Source organism: Parasaccharibacter sp. TMW2.1890 (genome assembly GCF_023337645.1).
Taxonomy (GTDB): Bacteria; Pseudomonadota; Alphaproteobacteria; order Acetobacterales; family Acetobacteraceae; genus Bombella; species Bombella apis.
In genome coordinates this window covers 1-20,980 of record NZ_NWUV01000002.1, presented here as the reverse complement: position 1 = coordinate 20,980, position 20,980 = coordinate 1, and the positions used below count along the sequence as shown (strand labels likewise).

21 protein-coding genes, 1 other RNA gene and 1 pseudogene are annotated in these 20,980 nt (G+C 60.9%); 8 read left to right on the top strand and 15 right to left on the bottom strand.

The features are described from left to right. Window positions 1-32: 32 nt before the first annotated feature. From CPA54_RS04870 to CPA54_RS04810, 13 genes and pseudogenes are all read right to left on the bottom strand, one after another. Window positions 33-788 (bottom strand): TlyA family RNA methyltransferase, encoded by a 756-nt coding sequence (locus tag CPA54_RS04870; RefSeq protein WP_081563290.1) that lies wholly within the window; start codon window positions 786-788, stop codon window positions 33-35. Further along, on the bottom strand, window positions 788-2,746 hold the full coding sequence (gene dxs, locus CPA54_RS04865) for a 1-deoxy-D-xylulose-5-phosphate synthase (RefSeq protein WP_249085731.1): 1,959 nt from the start codon (window positions 2,744-2,746) through the stop codon (window positions 788-790). Before dxs ends, CPA54_RS04870 begins: the two co-directional genes overlap by 1 nt. 6 nt (window positions 2,747-2,752) lie before the next feature. Further along, complete coding sequence (locus tag CPA54_RS04860) at window positions 2,753-3,661, bottom strand: polyprenyl synthetase family protein (RefSeq protein WP_249085730.1); 909 nt, start codon at window positions 3,659-3,661, stop codon at window positions 2,753-2,755. Between the two features lie 178 nt (window positions 3,662-3,839). Further along, a pseudogene (locus CPA54_RS04855) lies at window positions 3,840-4,085 on the bottom strand (exodeoxyribonuclease VII small subunit); the annotation flags it as partial. A gap of 187 nt (window positions 4,086-4,272) precedes the next feature. Further along, complete coding sequence (locus CPA54_RS04850) at window positions 4,273-5,619, bottom strand: NCS2 family permease (RefSeq protein ID WP_249085728.1); 1,347 nt, start codon at window positions 5,617-5,619, stop codon at window positions 4,273-4,275. Window positions 5,620-5,633: 14 nt separating this feature from the next. After that, entirely contained in the window at window positions 5,634-7,025 is a 1,392-nt protein-coding gene (locus CPA54_RS04845) for a glycosyltransferase family 2 protein (RefSeq protein WP_249085726.1), read from the bottom strand. Between the two features lie 3 nt (window positions 7,026-7,028). Then, window positions 7,029-8,831 (bottom strand): translation elongation factor 4, encoded by a 1,803-nt coding sequence (gene lepA, locus CPA54_RS04840; protein WP_043557939.1) that lies wholly within the window; start codon window positions 8,829-8,831, stop codon window positions 7,029-7,031. 78 nt (window positions 8,832-8,909) lie between these two features. Then, window positions 8,910-9,878 carry a peptidoglycan -binding protein gene (locus CPA54_RS04835; RefSeq protein ID WP_043557940.1) on the bottom strand — a complete coding sequence of 323 codons (969 nt, stop codon included), beginning with the start codon at window positions 9,876-9,878 and terminating at the stop codon, window positions 8,910-8,912. A gap of 2 nt (window positions 9,879-9,880) precedes the next feature. Further along, window positions 9,881-11,434: a MotA/TolQ/ExbB proton channel family protein gene (locus CPA54_RS04830; RefSeq protein WP_249085725.1), complete on the bottom strand. Its 1,554-nt coding sequence runs from the start codon at window positions 11,432-11,434 to the stop codon at window positions 9,881-9,883. Continuing rightward, a complete protein-coding gene (locus CPA54_RS04825; RefSeq protein ID WP_249085723.1) occupies window positions 11,431-12,156 on the bottom strand; it encodes an OmpA family protein in 726 nt (241 codons plus the stop codon). Before CPA54_RS04825 ends, CPA54_RS04830 begins: the two co-directional genes overlap by 4 nt. Before the next feature lie 97 nt (window positions 12,157-12,253). After that, window positions 12,254-13,081, bottom strand: coding sequence for an inositol monophosphatase family protein (locus CPA54_RS04820; protein ID WP_043557942.1), 828 nt, complete (start codon window positions 13,079-13,081; stop codon window positions 12,254-12,256). A 2-nt stretch (window positions 13,082-13,083) separates the two neighbouring features. Continuing rightward, window positions 13,084-13,650, bottom strand: a complete 567-nt coding sequence (gene efp, locus CPA54_RS04815; RefSeq protein ID WP_043557943.1) for an elongation factor P — start codon at window positions 13,648-13,650, stop codon at window positions 13,084-13,086. A gap of 146 nt (window positions 13,651-13,796) precedes the next feature. Continuing rightward, window positions 13,797-14,861, bottom strand: a complete 1,065-nt coding sequence (locus CPA54_RS04810) for a lysine-2,3-aminomutase-like protein (RefSeq protein WP_086431221.1) — start codon at window positions 14,859-14,861, stop codon at window positions 13,797-13,799. 121 nt (window positions 14,862-14,982) lie between these two features. Here CPA54_RS04810 and epmA point away from each other — a divergent pair, with 121 nt between their 5' ends. Genes epmA through CPA54_RS04795 form a run of 3 tightly spaced genes read left to right on the top strand, consistent with a single transcriptional unit; the run spans window position 14,983 to window position 17,152 of the window. Beyond that, on the top strand, window positions 14,983-15,984 hold the full coding sequence (gene epmA / locus CPA54_RS04805; protein ID WP_249085721.1) for an EF-P lysine aminoacylase EpmA: 1,002 nt from the start codon (window positions 14,983-14,985) through the stop codon (window positions 15,982-15,984). A gap of 56 nt (window positions 15,985-16,040) precedes the next feature. Further along, the gene (locus tag CPA54_RS04800) at window positions 16,041-16,445 is read left to right on the top strand and encodes a hypothetical protein (RefSeq protein ID WP_103765178.1); all 405 of its coding nucleotides are present in this window, start codon (window positions 16,041-16,043) and stop codon (window positions 16,443-16,445) included. Window positions 16,446-16,450: 5 nt separating this feature from the next. Next, window positions 16,451-17,152 (top strand): hypothetical protein, encoded by a 702-nt coding sequence (locus tag CPA54_RS04795; protein ID WP_043557950.1) that lies wholly within the window; start codon window positions 16,451-16,453, stop codon window positions 17,150-17,152. A gap of 10 nt (window positions 17,153-17,162) precedes the next feature. Here CPA54_RS04795 and CPA54_RS04790 read toward each other — a convergent pair whose 3' ends face one another. Both CPA54_RS04790 and CPA54_RS04785 read right to left on the bottom strand, forming a co-directional pair. Further along, complete coding sequence (locus CPA54_RS04790; protein ID WP_081563299.1) at window positions 17,163-17,741, bottom strand: thiamine phosphate synthase; 579 nt, start codon at window positions 17,739-17,741, stop codon at window positions 17,163-17,165. Next, window positions 17,728-18,159, bottom strand: coding sequence for a hypothetical protein (locus CPA54_RS04785; protein WP_249085719.1), 432 nt, complete (start codon window positions 18,157-18,159; stop codon window positions 17,728-17,730). The genes CPA54_RS04790 and CPA54_RS04785 overlap by 14 nt, the downstream gene beginning before the upstream one ends. A gap of 128 nt (window positions 18,160-18,287) precedes the next feature. On the opposite strand from CPA54_RS04785, the gene CPA54_RS04780 reads away from it, so the two are divergent. The 5 genes from CPA54_RS04780 to CPA54_RS04760 all read left to right on the top strand — a co-directional run bounded on the left by CPA54_RS04780 (window position 18,288) and on the right by CPA54_RS04760 (window position 20,586). Next, on the top strand, window positions 18,288-18,521 hold the full coding sequence (locus CPA54_RS04780; protein ID WP_103765175.1) for a hypothetical protein: 234 nt from the start codon (window positions 18,288-18,290) through the stop codon (window positions 18,519-18,521). A gap of 5 nt (window positions 18,522-18,526) precedes the next feature. After that, on the top strand, window positions 18,527-18,919 hold the full coding sequence (locus CPA54_RS04775) for a cell division protein ZapA (RefSeq protein WP_043557956.1): 393 nt from the start codon (window positions 18,527-18,529) through the stop codon (window positions 18,917-18,919). Between the two features lie 97 nt (window positions 18,920-19,016). After that, window positions 19,017-19,176: non-coding RNA, 6S RNA (gene ssrS, locus CPA54_RS04770), on the top strand. A gap of 14 nt (window positions 19,177-19,190) precedes the next feature. Further along, complete coding sequence (locus tag CPA54_RS04765; protein WP_249085718.1) at window positions 19,191-19,760, top strand: 5-formyltetrahydrofolate cyclo-ligase; 570 nt, start codon at window positions 19,191-19,193, stop codon at window positions 19,758-19,760. 10 nt (window positions 19,761-19,770) lie between these two features. Then, a complete protein-coding gene (locus tag CPA54_RS04760) occupies window positions 19,771-20,586 on the top strand; it encodes a TIGR00282 family metallophosphoesterase (protein ID WP_081563303.1) in 816 nt (271 codons plus the stop codon). The last annotated feature ends 394 nt before the right edge of the window (window positions 20,587-20,980 follow it).

Genomic DNA, 20,980 nt, shown 5'->3' with positions numbered 1-20,980 from the left:
CCGGGTCAGAAAAGTGAGGGGCAAGGGTGGGCTTACCCGATGGCGTCCTTGCGGGCGGCGATGAGGAACTCCCTGTTGCCTTCGGGCCCGGTGATCGGGCTGGGAACCAGGCCAAGGATGGTCCAGCCGGGGAGGCTGGCAAACCAGTCCCGGATTTCCTCGCAGACACGTTCATGCACGGCGGGGTCCCGTACGACCCCCTTGGGGCCGATGTCGGTCCGGCCTGCCTCGAACTGCGGCTTGATGAGGGCCACGGCCCAGGCCCCATTTTTTGCCATGCCAAGGGCCGGAGCCAGAACGGTTTTCAGGCTGATGAAGCTGGCATCGCAGACGACGATGTCCGGGGCCTCGGGTATGTGTTCGGCATTCAGGTGGCGGGCGTTGGTTTTCTCCAGCACCACCACACGGTCATCGGAGCGTATCTTCCAGGCCAGCTGGCCGTGTCCGACATCCACGGCATAGACTTTTGCCGCTCCATTCTGGAGCAGCACGTCGGTAAAGCCGCCCGTTGAGGCTCCGACATCCACGGCGATCTTTCCCTCCGCAGAGAGGGGGAAATGTTCCAGTGCATGGGCCAGTTTCAGCCCACCACGGGAGACCCAGGGATGGTCCTGCCCTTTCAGGGTCAGGGGCATGTCTTCAGCGAGCTGATCCCCTGCTTTTTTGACGGGCCTGTCACCATGCGGGCCGGCATAGACCAGCCCGGCCATGATGAGGGCCTGTGCCCGGCTGCGTGTCTCCACCAGCCCCCTGTCCACAAGGAGCTGGTCCGCACGGCGTTTGGCCATCAGGCCCCAGCCTTGCCATCAAAGGCCTTGCGGGCCAGATCGGCAATGTGACGGGCTGTCAGGCCCGCTTCTTCGTACTGGGCCGCAGGGGTGTTGTGGTCGATCCACGTATCCGGCAGGGCCATGGGGCGGAAACGGACCTGATCAAGCAGGCCGGTTTCGGCCAGATGCTGCACTACCTGCGTGCTGAACCCACCCGGTGCGCCATCCTCAATGGTGATGAAGACCCTGTGCTGGCGGGCGAGGGATTCGATCAGCGCACCGTCAACGGGCTTGGCGAAGCGGGCATCGGCCACGGTGACGGCAATACCGTCCCTGGCCAGCGTTTCGGCGGCCTTCAGGGCCTCGTGCAGGCGGGGGCCGAGGGCAAGGATGGCCACGCCTTCTCCTTCGGAGGAGCGGATGATGCGGCCTTTGCCGATTTCCAGAATTTCCCCTTCATCGGGGAGTTTCTGGCCCAGACCAGCCCCACGGGGATAGCGCAGGGCGATTGGTCCGTTGTCATGCGCCCATGCCGTGGCCGTCATGTGAAGCAGCTCCACCTCATCAGACGGAGCCATGACCGTCATGTTGGGCAGACAGCAGAGATAGTTCAGGTCAAAGGAGCCTGCATGGGTTGCGCCGTCCGCACCGACAAGCCCGGCCCGGTCCACGGCAAAGCGGACAGGCAGGTTCTGGAGGGCCACGTCATGCATGACCTGATCATAGGCCCGCTGGAGGAACGTGGAGTAGATGGCGCAGAAGGGGCGCATCCCTTCGCTGGCGATCCCGGCGGCAAAGGTCACGGCATGCTGCTCGGCAATGCCGACATCAAAATAGCGGTCAGGATGCTGCTGGGCCATTTTGTCCAGCCCGGTGCCGGACGGCATGGCTGCCGTGATGGCAACCACCCTGTCATCCTGGTTGGCCCGGTGGAGCAGCTCGCGGGAGAAGACATCCGTGTAGGTGGGGGGACCAGCAGGCCCTTTTTTCTGCTTGCCGGTTTCCACGTCGAAGCGGGCGACGGCATGATATTTGTCCCCGGCGGCCTCGGCCGGTTTGTAGCCACGGCCCTTTTCCGTGATGACGTGCAGCAGGACGGGTCCCTTGTCCTCGGCATCCCGCAGGTTGCGGAGGATGGGGACGAGCTGGTGCATGTCGTGTCCATCTACCGGGCCGATGTAATAGAAGCCCAGCTCCTCGAACAGCGTGCCGCCGGTGATCATGCCACGGGCATATTCCTCGGCCCGTTTGGCTGTGCGCTCAATGCGGGAGGGCAGCCGTTTGGCCAGCTTGCCCGCCATGTCCCGCAGGGTGAGGAAGCGGCGGGAGGACATCAGGCGGCTGAGATAGTTGGACATGGCCCCGACAGGCGGCGCAATGGACATCTCATTGTCATTCAGGATGACGATGAGCCGTTCCGCTCCCTTGCCACCCATGGCCCCGGCATTGTTCATGGCCTCATAGGCCATGCCGGCGGAGATGGACCCGTCCCCGATGACGGAGATGACATTCCGTTCCCGGTAGGAAGGATGGTCCTCCGCATAGAGGTGATGGGCAACGGCCATGCCCAGTCCAGCAGAGATGGACGTGGAGGAATGGGCCGCACCGAAGGGGTCGTAGGGGCTTTCCGACCGGCGGGTGAAGCCGGAGAGACCGCCCGGCTGGCGCAGTGTGCGGATCTGCTCACGGCGGCCGGTCAGGATCTTGTGCGGATAGGCCTGGTGGCCGACATCCCAGATCACCCGGTCATCCGGTGTGTTGAACACTGCATGGAGGGCGACCGTCAGCTCGACCACGCCGAGGGAGGCACCCAGATGCCCACCCGTGGTGGAAACCGCATTGATGGTCTCCGAGCGGAGTTCTTCGGCCAGGGTGGTGAGCTGCTCGATGGACAGGTTTTTCATGTCCGCCGGTACGCTTACCCGATCCAGAAGAGGATAACGGCCCAGAGTAGGGATGGAGGAAGACGTGCTCATGAACAATCAGTTCCTGCGTTCAACGAAATAATCAGCGAGGGCACGGAGCGTATCCGCACGGGGGCCGAAAGAGGAAAGGGACTGGCGGGCCTGCTCGCTCAGGCGCAGGGCCTCTTTGCGGGCCCCTTCGATGCCAAGCAGCGAGACGTAGTTGGACTTGCAGGCATCTTCATCTTTCCCTGCCGTTTTACCCAGTTCTTCGGTGCTGGCGGTAGTGTCCAGAATGTCATCAGCCACCTGGAAGGCCGTGCCGAGGTCGGTCCCGTAGCGGACGATGGCTTGGCGGCGTGGGTCATCGGCCTTGAGCCCTGCCAGAATGGCCCCGGCTTCTGCTGCATAGCGGATGAGGGCACCTGTCTTCATGGCATGAAGGCGTTTGACCTTCTCGAGAGGAAGAGCCTTGCCTTCCCCGCGGATGTCGATGACCTGACCGCCCACCATGCCTGCACTGCCGGAGGCACGGGCCAGTGCCAGCGCCAGCTCGGCCCGGATGGTGGGGTCTGCACTTGTGGCGTCTTCCAGCAGGACTTCGAAGGCACTGGTCTGGAGGGCATCACCAGCGAGGATGGCGAAGGCTTCATTGAATTTCTTGTGGGTGGAAGGCTGGCCCCGGCGGAGGTCATCATCATCCATGGCAGGCAGGTCATCATGGACGAGAGAATAGGCGTGCAGGAACTCGACGGAGGCAGCCACACGCAGGGCGGCATCACGGGATGCCCCGAAAAGGGCTGCGATCTCCAGCACGAGGAATCCTCGCAGCCGTTTGCCGCCATTCAGGGCGGCATAGCGCATGGCGTCGATCAGCAGGGATTCATCACCCGGCACTGGCGGCAGGAGAGCATCAATGCTGGCCTCGATCTCACGACAGGCCTGGCGGAGGGCATCCTTGAGGGGAAGGGCGTGGCTGTCGGTCATCGGGAAGTCTCCTTGCGGAAGGTGGCTGTCGTAAGTGTGTGCAGGCAATGATTCATCAGAATGGAATCTCATCATCCAGATGAGGCGGCGGGGAAGACCAGCCTTCCCTTGGGGCGGGTGATGGCCTCCTGGGGCTGGCGTTGGCCCTTCTGCGTGGGGCAGGCTGTTCCGCCTTCTCCAGAGGTTCTTCCGACAGGGAGCCATCAGCCTTCTGGACGATGGCCTTCACACGCATTTCTGCCTCTCCCAGCTTTTCCTCACAATGGCGGCGCAGGGCAGCACCGCGCTCATAAGCGGAGATTGCGTCTTCCAGCTTCATCTGGCCGCTTTCCAGCCCGCGGACGATCTGCTCAAGTTCGGCCAGGGCGTTTTCAAAAGAAAGCTGGTGCAGCGGTGTTGTCTGTGTCGTCGTAGGGTCGGGCATGAACTATCCAGCCGGGGTTCAGATCATGAAACTTACAGGGCATTACAGGGATGGAGAGATTTTTTCCAGCCCTCATCCTGCCCGTCGGGGAACATCACGGAGCGCCGTGATGTTTTTCCGGGAGAGTGGCAACCCTGTTTTAACGTTTTTTATCGAGGAACATCAGGGCTTTTGTCTTACAGTTTCATTAAAACCGCCCCTGCAGAATCATGTAACAGAGAAAAGTTATATCAAGACAAATTATGACAGGTGTAACTTTGTGAAATGCCCGTCTGATGAGTAGCATGGCCGTGTAGAGCAGCATTCCGCAGGCAAGGGCCAGCATGAAACTGCCCGTAACGACCGTCAGCAGAACCATGCAGAGGGGTGGGAAGGACTCTTCCAGATTGTCGGGCAGTTCGGTCAGGTTGCTGAGCATGATGATTCCGACAAAGACCAGTACAGGGGCCGTTGCCAGAGCGGGGATGGCTGTTATCAGGGGCCAGAAGAAACAGGAGAGGGCAAACAGCAGGGCGACCACAAGGGCGCTGAGGCCTGTACGGCCACCGGCTTCGGCGCCTGTCAGGCTTTCCAGATAGGCGGAAACGGTACAGGTTCCAAGCAGGGCCCCGATGATGCTGGCTGCTCCGTCCGCTGCAAAGGCGCGGGGAGGCAGGTCGGGTTGTTCTCTGGTGCCGCAGAGCCCAGCCTGTCGTGTCACTGTCAGCATCGTGCCTGTGGCATCGAAGAAATCGCTGAGCAGGATATAGAGCGTGATGGGCAGCAGCAGCCCGAGATGCTGAAAGAATTCATGGAAGTCGAAGGGCGCAAGCATGTTGACCGGATAATGGGGCCAGTCAATCAGGTGGCCGGGAAGCTGGGTCAGGGGCTGCCCATCAGGGCCGGGGACGACAAGGCCGGCAAGGGTCAGGACCATGATGGTGACAAGCAGCCCTGCGGGAATACGGAGAAGCTGGAGCAGCAGGCAGAACATCACCCCAGCCAGGGCAAGGATCACGGCCGGGTGCGAGAGGGAGGCAAAACCAAGCCCGCCTGCGGATGGGACGGCGATTCCGGCGGAGATGAGACCGATCCGGGCGATGAAAGCGCCAATGGCTGTCTGGATGCCCAGTATGATGCAGGGTGGAAAGCTCTGTATGATTTTCAGGCGAAGCCGTGTGAGCGAGAGGAGCGTGAAACACGTCCCGCTGAAGAGGACGACCGTGAAGGCCGTGGAGGGTGAGACATGGGCCTGCTGAACGACCACCTGGGCAAACAGGACATTGCTGCTCATGGCGGGGGCCAGGGCTATGGGCAGCCGTGCCCATAGGGCCATGAGCAGTGTTCCGGCTACGGCACCGGCGATGGTGGTCATGATCATGTCATGGCGGGCCAGTCCGGCACCTGCCAGAACAGCCGGATTGACGGCCATGATATAGGCCATGGAGCCAAAAATGGTCAGTCCGGCACTGATTTCACGGGGGATTGTTGAGTGACGCCGGGTGATCTGGAAGAAATGGTCAAGGGAAGAGCGGATCACGGCGTCATGTTTCATGAAAGAGGGGATGTCTAGCGGGGCCAGTCGTGGAAGAGCCGGTAGAGCAGGGGGGTAAAGAGTGTACGGGCCTCCTGCTCTGGCAGCTGGGCATAGAGAGCCCCGATGACGGATGGTGAGAGCCACCGGCCCTGCCGTATGGCTTCATGGAGTCCAGCGGCTGAAAAACCATGGAGTGTAAAGTGCTGGAGAGCGTTTTCCACGGGGTCCAGCCTGGAGAATGAGGAGATCTCTGCGGGGACGAGGGTTACGGGGGCGTCATCGGGGAAAGCCAGCGCCGTCGGGCGGAGCGAGAGCCTGACAGCTCCGTCATCCTGTTGGAGATGGAGGGGCAGGCAGTCCAGCAGGGTCGGGAAACAGGTGGAGGCAGGGGCTGCTGCGGGCAGGTATGGGAGGCCAGACGGACGGTCTGCATACAGCCATGCCCGATTTTCCATTCCCGGTACGGGGCTTTCCGGCTTGATGAGGCAGAGCGGTATCAGCGTGGGACTGTCCCGGAGTTCCTCAAGGGGGTGGAAGCCTGTCATGCGGCTGTCCCTGTTCAGGGCAAGCCGCTGTCCGTCGCGGTGCAGATGGAACCGGTTGAAGCGGCAGGCGGTCTCGGGGGGAGGTGCCCCGGTGGAGGAGGTAGGGGCCTGTCCATTCTGTATGGCGTAACAGGCACCGAGGATCAGGCCCTGAAGGAGATGGGCGCTGATATCCAGCGTCTGGGGCAGGAGAGCCTGCCCTTTGTCGTAGAACTGTTCGCTGCGGTCGAAGTGGCGGCGCATCTGCGGTGTGTGGCTGCTGGTGGCAGCATCATGCAGGATGCGGGCAGCGGACCAGTCCGGCGCTGCATGGATATGGGCAAACGGGTCTGGCAGGCCCTGTCTGCTGGAAGGACGGAAAAAAGACCGTGTGACCCGGCTGTCCGGGAAATTGCTGTCGGCGTGGGTCTGAAAGAGGGCCCGTGGATGGGGCATCTGCCCATCAAGGGTTTTGTGGGCCCATTGGCCAAGGCCGGTCAGGCACCAGTTGACAGGGAGATGACTGGTTTTCTGGAAGGTCTCTGCCCCCAGTTCTGCCTCCATCCCGGTCAGGAACGCCTTCACGGAGCCGCTATCAGGCGTGAAATATTCATCCACGGCCAGCTGGATGATCCAGTCGAAATGGTCGCCTTCCTGCTGGAGCATGGTCAGCAGGGCATCCTGATGGCGGTGCAGGCTGTCTGTTTCCTGGCGGTCCGTTGTCAGCAGGCGGATGTCGTAGTTGCGGGCTGCCTGGGTCAGGATGTCCTGCGTACCATCGGTGGAATGGTCGTCACAGATGAGCAGGGCCGAAAAACCCGCCGCCATATGGTGGGCGATCCACCAGCCAAGCCTGTTGGCTTCATTGTGGACGCAGAGAAGGGCGGCGGTCCGGGGCATGGGTCAGTCCATCTTCAAGGCGGCGAGGAAGGCGCTCTGCGGAATTTCGACCTTGCCGAACTGCCGCATGCGTTTCTTGCCCTCTTTCTGCTTTTCCAGCAGCTTGCGTTTACGGGAGATGTCACCACCATAACATTTGGCCGTGACATCCTTGGAGAGAGCCCCCAGCGTCTCACGGGCGATTACCTTGGAGCCGATGGAGGCCTGGATGGCGATCTTGAAGAGCTGGCGGGGGATGAGGTCTTTCAGCTTGGCGCAGATGGCCCGGCCCCGTGTCTCGGCCACGGTACGGTGGGCGATGAAAGCCAGGGCATCCACTGGCTCGTGATTGACGAGGATGGAGATGCGGACCAGATCGCTCTCCTCGTAACCATCCATCTGATACTCGAAGGAGGCATAACCCCGCGTGAGGGATTTCAGACGGTCATAGAAGTCGAACACCACCTCGTTGAGGGGCAGGCGGTACACGACCATGGCCCGGTCTCCAACATAGGTCAGGTCGATCTGGACGCCACGACGTTCCGTGCAGAGGGTGAGGACGGACCCCAGATACTCGTCCCGCACGAGGATGGAGGCCTTGATCCACGGCTCTTCGATATAGTCGATCTTGCTGATCTCCGGCATGTCGGCCGGGTTGTGCAGCTCTTCGACCTCGCCGTTGTTCATGTGCATCTTGTACACGACGGAGGGAGCGGTGGCGATGAGGTCCAGATTGAACTCACGGGAGAGACGTTCCTGGATGATCTCCAGATGCAGCAGCCCGAGGAACCCGCAGCGGAACCCGAAGCCGAGGGCAGCCGATGTTTCCGCTTCGAAGTGGAAGGAGGCGTCATTGAGCCGCAGCTTGCCGAGGCTGGTGCGCAGCTTGTCGAAATCGTCGGCATCGACAGGGAAGAGACCACACCAGACGACCGGTATGGAGGGCTTGAAGCCGGGCAGGGCCTTTTCCGCCGGGCGGTTGTCCAGCGTGATGGTGTCACCGACATTGCAGTCCGCCACGGTCTTGATGGCGGCATTGATGTAGCCCATTTCCCCCGGGCCAAGGGAATCGACCGGCTGCATCTTGGGCAGGAACACGCCGACCTGGTCGACATGATAGGTTGCCCCGGTCTGCATCATGCGGATCTTGTCGCCCCGCTTCAGGCGGCCTTCCTTGATGCGGACAAGGATGATGACGCCGAGATAGCTGTCGTACCAGCTGTCCACCAGCAGCCCCTGGAGGGGAGCCTCGGCATCACCCTTGGGGGCAGGCAGGCGCTGGACAAGGGCTTCCAGCACGCCTTCGATGTTCAGGCCCGTCTTGGCACTGATCTCCACGGCATCATCTGCCGGGATGCCGACCACTTCCTCGATCTGGGCACGGACACGTTCCGGCTCAGCGGCTGGGAGGTCAATCTTGTTGAGAACGGGGACGATCTCATGGTTGGCGTCAATTGCCTGATAGACGTTGGCCAGAGTCTGCGCCTCGACGCCCTGTGAGGCATCCACGACCAGCAGGGACCCTTCGCAGGCGGCGAGGGAACGGCTGACCTCGTAGGCGAAGTCCACATGGCCGGGCGTGTCCATGAGGTTGAGCGTATAGACGTTGCCATCCTTGGCGGGATAGGTCAGCCGGACAGTCTGGGCCTTGATGGTGATGCCCCGCTCCTGCTCCAGCTCCATGGAATCGAGAACCTGCCCCTTCATTTCACGGGCAGTCAGGGCGCCGCAGGCTTCGATCAGCCGGTCGGCCAGGGTGGATTTGCCATGGTCGATATGGGCGATGATGGAAAAATTGCGGATGAGGTGAAGCGGTGTGTCGGTCATGACGCCCTAATTAGGTGATTCTGAAAGTTCTGTCAGCATGTGTGGTGGCGGGGAGGCCCCCGCCACGGGTGAAGGGGGCTAGCGGTCTGTCAGGCGGAACTCGATCCGTCGGTTGCGGGCCAGAGCTTCCGGGCTTGAGCCATTGTCCAGTGGCTGATAGCCGGAGAATGCCGTGGCAGCAATGTGATGCGGGTCCACCCCATTGGTGATCAGTGTTTTGACGACCGTAATGGCACGGGCGGATGACAGCTCCCAGTTGCTTGGGAAAGTGGAGCGGATCGGCTTGCGGTCCGCATGGCCATCAACACGGAGAATCCATGGGACATCAGACGGAATGGTGGCCGCCACCTCACGGAACGTACGGGCCAGGGTGAGGAGCTGTTTCTGGCCTGTCGGGGTGAGAGTTGCGCTGCCACTGGGGAAGAGAATCTCGGACTGGAAGACAAAGCGGTCGCCCACAATGGAGATTCCCGGCTGATTTTTGAGAATGTCCCTCAGTCTGCCAAAGAACTCGGAACGGTAACGCTGAAGCTGGTTGACCTTGTCAGCGAGGGCGATGTTGAGCTTCTGCCCCAGCTCGGCGATGCGGGCATCCTTGTCCACCTCGTTCTTTTTTTCAATCTCCAGGGCACTGGAGACGGCCTGGAGCTGGCGGGTCAGCTCGGTGATCTGCGATGAGAGATCGGCAATGCTGCCAAGCTGGGCGCTTTCGACCTCTTTTGAGTGGGTCTGCATGTCGTCCAGCTGATGCTGTCGCTCATCAAGCTGGCTCTTCAGCGTGGCGACCATGGCACGCTGTTCCTGCTCGGCACTGCTCAGCGTTTTGACCTTTGCCTCACTGAGGGAGAGCATGTCACTGAGATGGGTGAGCTCCTGCTTCAGGTTTTCCAGAGCGTGTTCTCTCTGGGTGATGGTCGCAGAGAGGAATTCCTGCCCGAGGACGAAGACGAGCAGGACGAACGTGACCACCATCAGCAGGGAGGAGAGGGCGTCCACATAGCCCGGCCAGGCATTGATGGAGCCGGAGCGGTGACGGCGGCGGGCCATGGTCAGCCCTCCCCACGCCGGGAGATGAAGGGGCTTTTCTCACTTCTGGCAAGGGAAACGATATCGGTACGCAGGCCGAGCAGCTGCCTTTCCATGTCCTGAAGCAGCTGGGTGACGGCCGGATCCTCGAAGTGACGCTGGCTGACGCTGCTGCTCAGGGCCTTCATGGTCCGCAGTGTGGCCTGGTTCCCTTCTTCTATCTGCTGAAGGATCTGCTGGAGCTGCGAGAGGTCCTGCGCAGGGGCGGCAGGGGGTGCCTGATGGCTGCGGAGGGTCTCGTTGATTTCTGTCAGCTTCTCAATGATGTGCGTCTGTCCAGCCCGGATGGCCTCATCATGCTGATGGGATGTGGTTTCACGTTCATGAGGCAGGGCTTCACGGATATCCGCCAGCTTCTCGATGATGGCGGCCTGCCCTTCACGGAGGACTTTGTCATGAGGCTGAGCGGCTGCTTCACGATGATGCAGGAGATTCTCGCTGATGCGCGTCAGTCTCTCAATGAGAGACCCCTGATTTTCACGGGATGGGGAGGATGTGTCATGTTGCGTCGCTGGAGCTCCCTTGCGGAAGGTCTCATTCATGCTGGTCAGCTGGCCGAGAATGGCGGACTGGTCCTTGTGGAAGGCACCATCGGCATAGAGCTTGTGCATGGTTTCGTTCAGGGCGCGCAGGCCAAGAATGATCTTGGCGTTGTCCTCTCCGTCCACCTCCAGGATGCGGCGCAGGATGGTGATGTTCTGCTGGAGCAGGGCCACATTTTCCGTCGTGAGCCGCATGAAGTCCTGCACACGTGGCAGCCAGGCTTCCATGGTGGCCAGTCTGTCTTCTGCGGGGCTGTCAGGTCCTGTTTCCGGGTTTTCGAGAAAGGTCTGGTCAGCCAGCCATTCCTCGATCTCATTGGCAAAACGGTTCTGCGCCTGTCCTGATGTCAGGTCGAGGAAGCCGAGAATGAGCGACCCCGCCAGACCGAACATGGAGGCAGAGAAGGCCGTGGACATGCCACCGAGCGGTTTGACCAGTCCTGTTTTGACGTGCTCGAACATGGTGGATATGTCCGCCCCGCCGGAAGGCATGGCGCTGATGACATCTGCCACGGAACGTACGGTGAGAATCAGCCCATAGAACGTGCCCAGCAGCCCGAGAAAGACCAGAAGCTGCGTGATGTAGCGGGAAATCTCCCGGCCTTCATCCATGCGGGCTTCCAGGCTTTCCAGCATGGCCCGTGTGGTCTGGGTGGAGAGGGAGAGACCGGGATTCTCATCCCGCCGTGCCCGCAGGACACGGGCCATGGGGGAGAGAAGCCGGGGCGGCTCCGGCACTTTCAGCCCGGCTCGTGGCTGACGCAGGATGTTGACCCAGCGGACTTCAGGAAAGAGCCGGATGGTCAGATGGAGGTTCCAGAGAATGCCCAGCATCAGGATGGCGATGATGACACCGTCCAGTCCCGGATTGACCATGAAGGCATGGACCAGCACATCCCGCAGGGCAAAGGCCAGCCCCATGATGATTAGCAGAAAAACAACGATACGGACGAGATAACGGGTCGGGCGCGTCATGGTGCCGTGTTTCCTTTTTCAGGACTGTCTGAAGGAGAGGGGTTGGCTTCGGGGAGGATGTCCAGCCTGTCCGCAGGGGCGGTGTCGGTACTGTCTGGCCGCCCTTGGGCGATGGGATAGATGCGTGTCGTGGCAATGCCGCTCCGTACCAGCAGGCCACGCACGGCCAGGGCACGGGAGAGGGCCAGACGGCGGGGTGCAGAGATGTCGCTGCCGGGCACCGTGGCATAACTGCGGAGTACGAAGCGTGTGTCTGCTTTCGGGGCCATGGTCTCCGCATAATGGCGGATGGACTCGATGGTTGTGGCGTTCAGGCCGGTGCTGCCGGTGTCGAACAGGATGCGCAGGGCGTCTGCCTCCTGCGGCTCGGTATGGCTGTGGCTGCTTCCGTCGGGCTGGACGTCCGCTGCGGGAACGGCAGGGTGCAGGATGACAGGGAATTCTGGTGGGGTGATGACTGTCGGTTTGGGAGCCTCAGCAGCAATGCTGGGAACCCGGGTATATCCCGGCGGTACGGGCGGGGCCTGCGGTACGGGGGCAGGATGGGTCACCGTGCGATTTTCATGCCGGGCGGATTGCCGGGGTGTCTGGGTTGCTGGTGCAGCCTCGGGGAGGGCATCCAGATTCGTGGAAACCTGGGCCCGCACCGCCGGGGCGCACAGAAGCCCCGCCATGAGAGGCGTGCAAAGCAGAGGGAAGAGGGAAGCCAGCCGGTTTTTCATGCCTGCATCCTATGCGGAGGAGCCGCATCCTGCAATCTTTATGGCGGTACCATAGCAGAGAACACGGCTCCATCCCCGGTCATGGTGGAATGATGTTTCAGTCCTGCGTGAGGGCGTTGTGCACCAGTTCACGCAGGGGGGCATGGAAGTGCTGGTTGCCAGCGACGACATGGACATCATCATCAAGGGCACCGAGGTCGTTGCCCTCAACATCCGTGGCATGGCCACCGGCCTCCCGGACAATCAGCAGCCCTGCGGCACAGTCCCACGGCTTCAGGCCCAGCTCCCAGTAACCTTCATAGCGGCCGGCAGCCAGCCAGGCGAGGTCCAGGGCGGCAGCGCCGCAGCGGCGGATGCCAGCGACCTTGGGCATCAGGCTGCTCAGCACGCGGCCAAAAGGCATGCGGTACTGGGCCGGTACCTTGGCGAAAGGAATCCCCGTGGCAAACATGGCTTCCGAAAGCTTGCGCCGGGCAGAGACACGGATGCGCCGGTCATTGAGGAAGGCACCAATGCCTTTCTCGGCCCAGAACATCTCATGAGAGGCCGGGTTGTAAACGACGGCGGCCACCAGCTCGACGTCCCCATTCGGATGGCGACGCTGGAGGGCGATGGAAATGGCCCAGTGCGGAATGCCGTGGAGGAAGTTGGAGGTGCCGTCCAGCGGGTCGACAATCCAGCGCCATGTCCAGTTGTCACCGCCAGAGGCCCCGCTCTCTTCCATAAGGAAGGCATAGCCGGGACGGGCACGGGCCAGTTCTTCACGGATGGTCTTCTCGGCCCGCATGTCGGCCTGGGAGACGAAGTCTCCCGGACCCTTGATGCTGACCTGGAGCTGCTCGACCTCGGCAAAGTCACGCAGGAGAGACCGCGCCGCTTTCTGCGCGGTGTTCTGCATGACAGCCATATGGGGAGAAAGACGCATGATCAGTCCTTGGCACGCTCGACGTAGGTGGCGTCTTCCGTGCGGACGACAATGCGCTCACCGGCCTCGATGAAAGGAGGCACCATCACCTTCACGCCGTTGGAGAGCACGGCAGGCTTGTAGGAGGAGCTGGCCGTCTGGCCCTTGACGACCGGGTCGGCCTCGGCAATCTCCAGCGTGACCTGCGGCGGCAGGGTGACGGCCACCGGGTCGCCCTCGACCAGCTTGACGCTGATGGTCATGTTGTCCTGAAGGAAGGGGAGCTGATCGCCAAGGATGTCCTTCGGCAGCATGGTCTGCTCGAACGTCTCGGGGTCCATGAGGACGATGTTGTCGCCATCCATGTAGGAATAGATGTAGTCGTTGTCCTCTGTGACGAGACGCTCGACGGTGTCGGCCGTACGCCACCGCTCGTTGCTCTTGTTGCCGCTGGCGAGGTCGCGCATCTCCACCTGGATGAAGGCACCGCCCTTGCCGGGGGTCAGAATCTGCTGCTTGAGGACGGTCCAGCGGCGGCCGTTATGTTCGATGACCTGCCCGGCCCGGATGAGGTTGGCTTGCTGTTTCATGTCAGCTCCTGATGTACATGCAAAAGATCGGGTATTGCTCAAGGCTTCTGGCCATGCAGGCAGGGCAGAAGCGGAAACTCTCTGATGAACTTCAGGGAGACTTCTAGCCGCGTCGGTGGGGCGGGCGCAAGCTCCCTCTGTACACTCTAGGTAAAAGGGTAAGGCTTTCCGTCCGGTCCCCGTGCCTGCGAGGAGCCGGAGCTTTCATCGGCCGGGGTGGAGACGAGATAATCCGGCCCGAGTGGAACCTTGCCTTTCCCGCCCGGTATGTCCACGACATAGGTCGGCCAGACCAGCCCGGAGACCCGGCCCCGCAGGCTTTCCAGCAGGGCACGGCCTTCCTCCACCGGCACATGGAAATGCGCCGTGCCGGGGGCGGAATCGAGGTGATGCAGGTAGTAGGGCTTGATGCGGGCGGCGATCAGGGCACGGAGGAGGGCCTCCAGCGATTCCGTCGTGTCATTCACGCCCCGCAGCAGGACGGACTGGGACAGGACGGGGATGCCCCGGCCCAGCATCTGCCGGACAGCCACACGGGCCTCGTCCGTCAGCTCCCGGGCATGGTTGATGTGGGCAACCATCCAGAGGGCACGGTCAGTCTCCATGGCATCGAGAAGCGCCGTGGTCAGGCGTTCCGGGGCGGCGACGGGAACACGGCTGTGGATGCGGATGATGTCGATGTGACTGATGGAGGACAGGCGCTGGATGATGTGTTGCATCCGGCGGGGGGAGAGCATCAGCGGGTCGCCCCCGGTTAGGATGATTTCCCGTATCTGCGGATGTGCCTCTATCCAGTGGAAGGCGGTTTCCAGAGCCTCTTCCCCCAGCAGGCCGCCATCGGGCCCTACATGCTCCCGCCGGAAGCAGAAGCGGCAGTAGAGCGGGCAGACCAGCAGGGGCTTGAGCAGGGCCCTGTCTTCATAGCGATGCACGATGCCGGGAACGGGGGAGAGGGCCTCATCACCGATCGGGTCTTCGCTTTCATGGGGCATGGTCCGCAGCTCCCGGGCATCGGGAATGACCTGCCGGGCGATCGGGTCATCCGGGCTGGTGATGAGCCGCTGGAAGGCGGGGGGAATGGCCGTGGCATAATGCCTGGCCACCTCCTCCAGTGCCGGGGCCTGTTCCGGCGTGATGAGCTTCGCCTCGAGAAGCGATTGTGTGCTGCGGAGGGTTCTGCCTGACGGGGAGGATGAGGCGGTATCGTGCATGAGGTTGCTCTAGCGAAAGGCCGCGTCGTCCTGCAAGAAAACTCTGCCTATGGTGCCGTGCGGGGCCTCTGGCCTATAGGGAGGGGACGGCATCGCCGGATGAGGGTGGAAGGAAACGGTCATGGAGAGTTCCAGCGCAACACAGACGACAGCCCGGATACAGGAGCGCCTGCCCCTGCTGCGCCGGCGTGCCAGGATGGTGCAGGCCGTGCGGGCTTTTTTTGAGGGCAGGGGGTATCTGGAGGTCGAGACACCCTATGCCGTTCCGGCACCGGGGGAAGAGGTGCATCTGCGCTGTTTCCGCACGGTTCTGAAACGTCCTGATGGCACGGACGAGGTCCGTTACCTCCATACCAGTCCTGAATTTGCCATGAAGCGTCTGGTGGCGGCCACGGGGCAGCCCCTGTTCCAGCTGGCCCGTGTCTGGCGCAACGGGGAGCGGAGTGCGACCCACATGCCGGAATTCACCATGCTGGAATGGTATCGTCCCGGTGCCGGGCTGTCGTCCCTCATGGATGAGACGGAGGACCTGCTGCGTCGTGTCCTGCCGCCCCGTCTCTCTCATGGGGATGTCATGCTGGAGCTGGACCGGCCTTTTGAACGCCTGACGATGCAGGAGGCTTTTGCCCGCCATGTCGGGGTGGACCTGCTGGCCAGTGCCGGGGATGCCGACCGTCTGGCCCGTGAGGCCGGGGTGGTGCTGCGGGAGGGAGAAAGCTGGGAGGACCTGTTCTTCCGCCTGCTTCTGGAAAGGATCGAGCCGCATATAGGGCGGGAGCGACCGACCTTTCTGACGCACTGGCCTGCCGAACAGGCGGCTCTGGCAAAGCGTGATCCGGCTGATCCTCGGGTGGCTCTGCGTTTCGAGCTGTATGCTGCCGGGCTGGAGCTGGCCAATGCCTTCGAGGAGCTGACGGACCCGCAGGAGCAGCGCCAGCGTTTTGAAACGGACCGGGCGCGGCGGATGCAGATCACACCAGAGCAGGACTGGCCGCTGGATGAAGCTTTTCTTGAGGCATTGGCCGACATGCCGCCGACTTCTGGCATTGCACTGGGCTTCGACAGGCTCGTGATGCTGGCAACGGGTGCCCCTCGTCTTGAGGAGATTCTTTGGTTAAGCTGAGGCGGAGTGGAATTTTCTGTGTTCAGGGTGCAGGCGTGTGGAACAGGGGGAGGAATATGGAACGAGATGTGAATGGTTCGGGAAAGCGCCGGGCATGGCTGGTCCTTGGGGCTGTCATGCTGCTGGGCGGGTGTACGGTCCCGGCCCTTCAGCGGCCAAAGGTTCTGGATTCCATGGTTGGTCAGTCAACCGTTGAACTGCTGCGGCGGTTTGGGGTTCCGGCCCGTACCTACGATGTACAGGGGCACAATTTCCTCTCTTATATCGAGACACAGACGCAGGTTTCGCCGGGCTATTCCAGCTGGGATTGGGGCTGGGGCGGTGGATACGGGTACGGCTATGGTGGCGGCTGGGGGGGCATCAACATTCCCCCGAGCTATTACAGCGCTACCTGTCAGACGACATTTGAGGTTGTGGGAGACAAGGTTGTGGGATGGAAGCTGTATGGGGGAGGATGTTGAGCCTGATGCGTAGCTCTTTTGGAGGACAGGCTCTGTCCGTGAGGCTGGGTCTGTCCTGTATGGTTCTTGCCGTTCTGGCGGGTTGTTCTGGCCACCGGGTGGTCCGGCAGGATCCTGTTGACGTACATGGCTCAACCCATGCGGAGGCCTTGCCCGAGGCGAAAAGCATTCAGGCGACATACCGGCCTGCCGCACCGGATGCGCCTCCCAATCCGCAGGTCCGGTACCACATGCCGCCTGCTTTCTCTTTTGAGGACAGGCCGTTGAGCGACAATCTGGCCAGTGCCATTGAGCTGGCCGATTTTGAGGCTGCCGTCATAAGGGCGGGATACTGGTCCATTCTTGAGGGAGAGAAGGATCATACCGTGCTGGCTGTTCCCAATGGGCCGTTTGAAGCCTTCAAGCATGAGGTCAGGCCGGACCTCATGAGGGCAACGGGGCATGGTTATCTGACGGGCTTCATTGGCCAGATGATTCTTGTGGGGCACTGGGACATGCCGACAATCCGGCGCAAGGCGGCGAAGAGGGGCGGGAGCATACAGGTGCGGACATTGGCCGGCCCCGGCTATGACGTGATCCTGAAGCCCACGGTCTTCGGGAATGTGGAGGTCATCGGCAAAGATGGCACCGTGACATTGGCCGGTGATGGCTATCCGCAGTCCAACGGGGTTCTGTATATGGTGGATTCAATCCTTCCCTACCAGTAACAGGGTTTCGTCAGGGGATGGCTGCACTTATGGCCGTGAAATGGTCCAGGCCATTTTCTGCCGGGTCCAGCGTGATGGCCAGAAAGTCAGCTCCGGCCTGGGTGGCCGCCAAGGCTTCTTCCGTGGTGCAGACATGCTCGGCCACGACAGGCAGTTCCGCAAACAGGCTCCACTGCTTCAGGGCTGTCAGCCCGATGGCGGGCAGGCTGACATAATCGGCTCCCTGTTCCCCGGCCAGCATGGCGTCATCCAGTGTCAGGCAATGGCAGCCGATCTGGAACGCTTCCGGTCTGTCTCTGCGTCCGGCAAAGGTTTTGACATCTTTCGGGCTGGAAAGATGGACGCCATCGCTCTCCTTGAGGGAGAGACCATGGAGCAGATCAAGGTTGGCGGGAGCCAGAATCAGGGCGACATCTCTTTCCCAGGCCATCTGACGAACGGCATCCAGCTGTTTCCGCTCTGGTGGCCTGTCGAAGCAGAGCCGCAGAGCCGTGACGGCCTCTTGCGCCAGCAGGGGAGGAAGCTGCGCCTGAAGCTGTGTCAGGGCGGGAAGTGAGGGGATGACAGGGTAGAGGTCACAGTGATTCATGAGGGTCAGATGTGACAGATTGTTGGCTGGTTGACCAGCATTTCGTCTCCTGGAAGAGAGGCAGGTCCAGCATGACGTCACCTTCTGGGCGGCTGGAGAAAAGGCGATGTTTCATGTCGTCGGGGAGTCCAGCACGGAAATCGCGGCAAACGACTCCGTCAATCCCTTCATGCAGGGCGTTGATGGCCAGTGAGGCGCTGGCACCGCAATCAAGAATGGAAGGGGCTTCAGATCCTCTGGTGAGGTGGAGCCACCAGTCTACGCCCAGGCTTGCCCCGGCATGGAGGGGCGAGAGGATGGTGAAGGGCCGTGTGGCGAAATGTTGATGAGCCTTCAGGAGGGCAGGGCGGGTGGAAATGGTGATGAAGGGGCGTGGAAAGGGTGGAAAGGTGCTTGACGCACTGTAAAGATCGGTCATTCTGGCTTTATCTGGGAAATCAGCTGGATGGTCATGTTGGGAGTGCAGGGGAATCCTGCCATGGCAGACGTGCATCATAGGCCATGAAGGTGGGGGTGTCAGTGCAGGAGAACAGGCAGTTGAGTGTCATGCAGAAAAATCCGGATCTTGAACGGTTGGAAATTGCCCTTGTCCAGCTTGGTTTTGCTCTGGAGCAGCAGGAAATCCAGGCCGAAGCCGAGCGTACGGAACAGAAGGAAATGAGGCAGGCCCTGCTGGACAGGATCGATGCTCTTGAGGCCCGCCTGCGGACAATTCTCGAGATGGATGCCGGGGCGCTCGGGGCTGCTGCGTCTCCTGAAACAGAAGAAGAGGAAAGATAAGGGTCATGGCGCAGGTAACGCTTTCGGTCGGTGGCCTCAGCTACACGGTTGGCTGTCAGGATGGTGAGGAAGACCATCTGAAGGCGCTTGCCGCCTCCATTTCGCAGCGTCTTGAGGAAGTACGCAGAACATTGGGGCCGCGTGGTGATGGCGAGGCCATGTTTCTGGTATCGCTTCTCATGGCGGATGATCTTTACGAGGCTCGAAAGAAGCAGATGACGGATGAGGAGCGCAGTCTGGTAGAGCGTAGCCGCCAGATCGAAGCCTCCTACAAGCAGACGGCAGGGCGTCTGGCTGATGCTGCCGATATTGCGGCCAGTCTGCTCAGCAGGGTGGAAGAAGGTCTTCGGCCTTCTGGTAGTGCAGCGGCTGCGGGTGAGGCAGCGGCCAGTGAATGAGATTCTGTAGAGGCTATCGGTTCTGTCTGTGGCTGTAATCCGCAGAAAGCATGGCTCCAGTGCTTGTCTATCGCCGGGCAGGGGTGCAATATGAGAGGCGGAGCTGCCTGGTGCGTCAGGCAAGATCAACCTCTGGGCCGATAAGCACTTCCAAGGGAACTGGCTCTGTCGTGGCTGTGGTCACGTTATTACCGGTGCCCACCTGCCCTAGCAGGTCCGGGAGGGCTGATGAGACCAACGGCCAAGGCGGCTTCACTAGGTGATGGATTCCATGGCATTGCTTTCTCTTCCTTCCGATCAGACCAAGGCGATGATCCGTCAGGAAGTCCTGGCCCGTCGCCGTTCTGTCCTGCCCCGGCAGAACCGCCAGCTTGTTTCCAATCTTCTGGCCTATCTCCGTCGGATGCAACCAGCTGTCATTGCTGCTACCTGGCCCCTTCCTGGAGAGGCGGACCTGCGTCCGTTGTGTCGGCAGCTTGGTCGGGCGGGATATCGTGTGGTTCTGCCGGAAACTCCCCCCAGGGGTCAGCCACTCGTCTTTCGGGAGTGGCGGCATGACCGGCCGATGCGGAAAGGTCGTTTCGGGACGCAGCACCCTACAGGTAGGCGGTGGGCGCCGGATGTCATTCTGGTCCCCTTTGTGGCGTTCGACAGACAGGGAGGGCGGCTTGGTTATGGGGGGGGCTATTATGACAGGACATTGCCGCTCCACTCACAGGCTGCTCTTGTGGGGTATGGTCTGTCCTCGCAGGAAAGGGAGGCCCTGCCCATGGATGAACATGACCATCGATTGCCAGTCATCGTGACGGAGCGTGAGGTCATTCATATCAGTAAAGAATGAAGGATAGACATTGAGACTGCTATTTCTGGGAGACATTGTTGGCCGGTCAGGGCGTGAGGCTGTTCTTGGTGGGCTGAAAGGCTGGCGGGAAGAGCTGTCGCTGGATGTGGTTGTGGCGAATGCAGAGAATGCCTCTCATGGATTCGGCCTGTCTCCCCAGATCGCGCGGGATCTGCTTGATGGTGGCGTGGATGCGATCACGCTGGGCAATCATGCCTGGGATCGCAAAGACCTCATCGGTCAGCTTGATCAGCTTCCAGCTGTTGTCCGCCCGGCCAATTATCCTGAAGGAACCCCGGGGCATGGGAGCTGTGTCGTCACCTTGCCCTGTGGACGGAAGGTTCTGGTCATCAATGTGATGGGACGTGTTTTCATGGATGCGCTGGATGATCCATTCCGGGCGGTGGAGGCGATTCTCTCCCGGCATCGTCTCGGGGGAACCGTCCATGCGGCCATTCTGGATGTCCATGCAGAAACAACCAGTGAAAAGATGGGATTCGGCCATCTTTATGATGGAAGGGTCTCTCTCGTGGTCGGGACGCATACGCACGTACCAACGGCCGATCACCGTATTCTGAGAGGCGGGACTGCCTATCAGACGGATGCAGGCATGTGTGGCGACTATGATAGTGTGATTGGCATGGAAAAAGAGAACGCCATTCGCAAGATGCTCAAAAAGGTACCGACGGAACGGTTCCAGCCTGCGAGTGGAAAGGCCACTGTCTCTGGCCTGATGGTGGAGACAGATGATGTGACGGGCCTTGCCATCAGGGTCTGTCCGTTCCGGCAGGGGGGAGATTTGTTACCTTCCATGCCGAATTTCTGAGGTTGGATGATTCTATTATTTGGGTGGGCAGAGGGAGTGGATCGCAGGGTCCATTCCCTCTGCTGTTTTTGGGGGTGTAACTTTTTTTGAAGTTTTTTTGATTTTTTTGGTGTGATGGGGTTGTGCGGTGAGGGGGATCTGCGTATAAGCCCATTCACCGGCGGCGCTGGAGCGGAAGTTTCGGGGCGGCTGGGGTGGTCATTGACAAGAGAATATAGGTTATAAAGTAGAGACTGGAAGGGATATGTTGGCGGCGTTTTCGTTGGCGAAGGCTGATGGAAGACGGAAGCTGATGTATCTGACTTTAAGTTTGATGCGTTGAATTAAGCTGGATGTTTTATTCTGTTGGTCTGGATTGAACCTGAGAGTTTGATCCTGGCTCAGAGCGAACGCT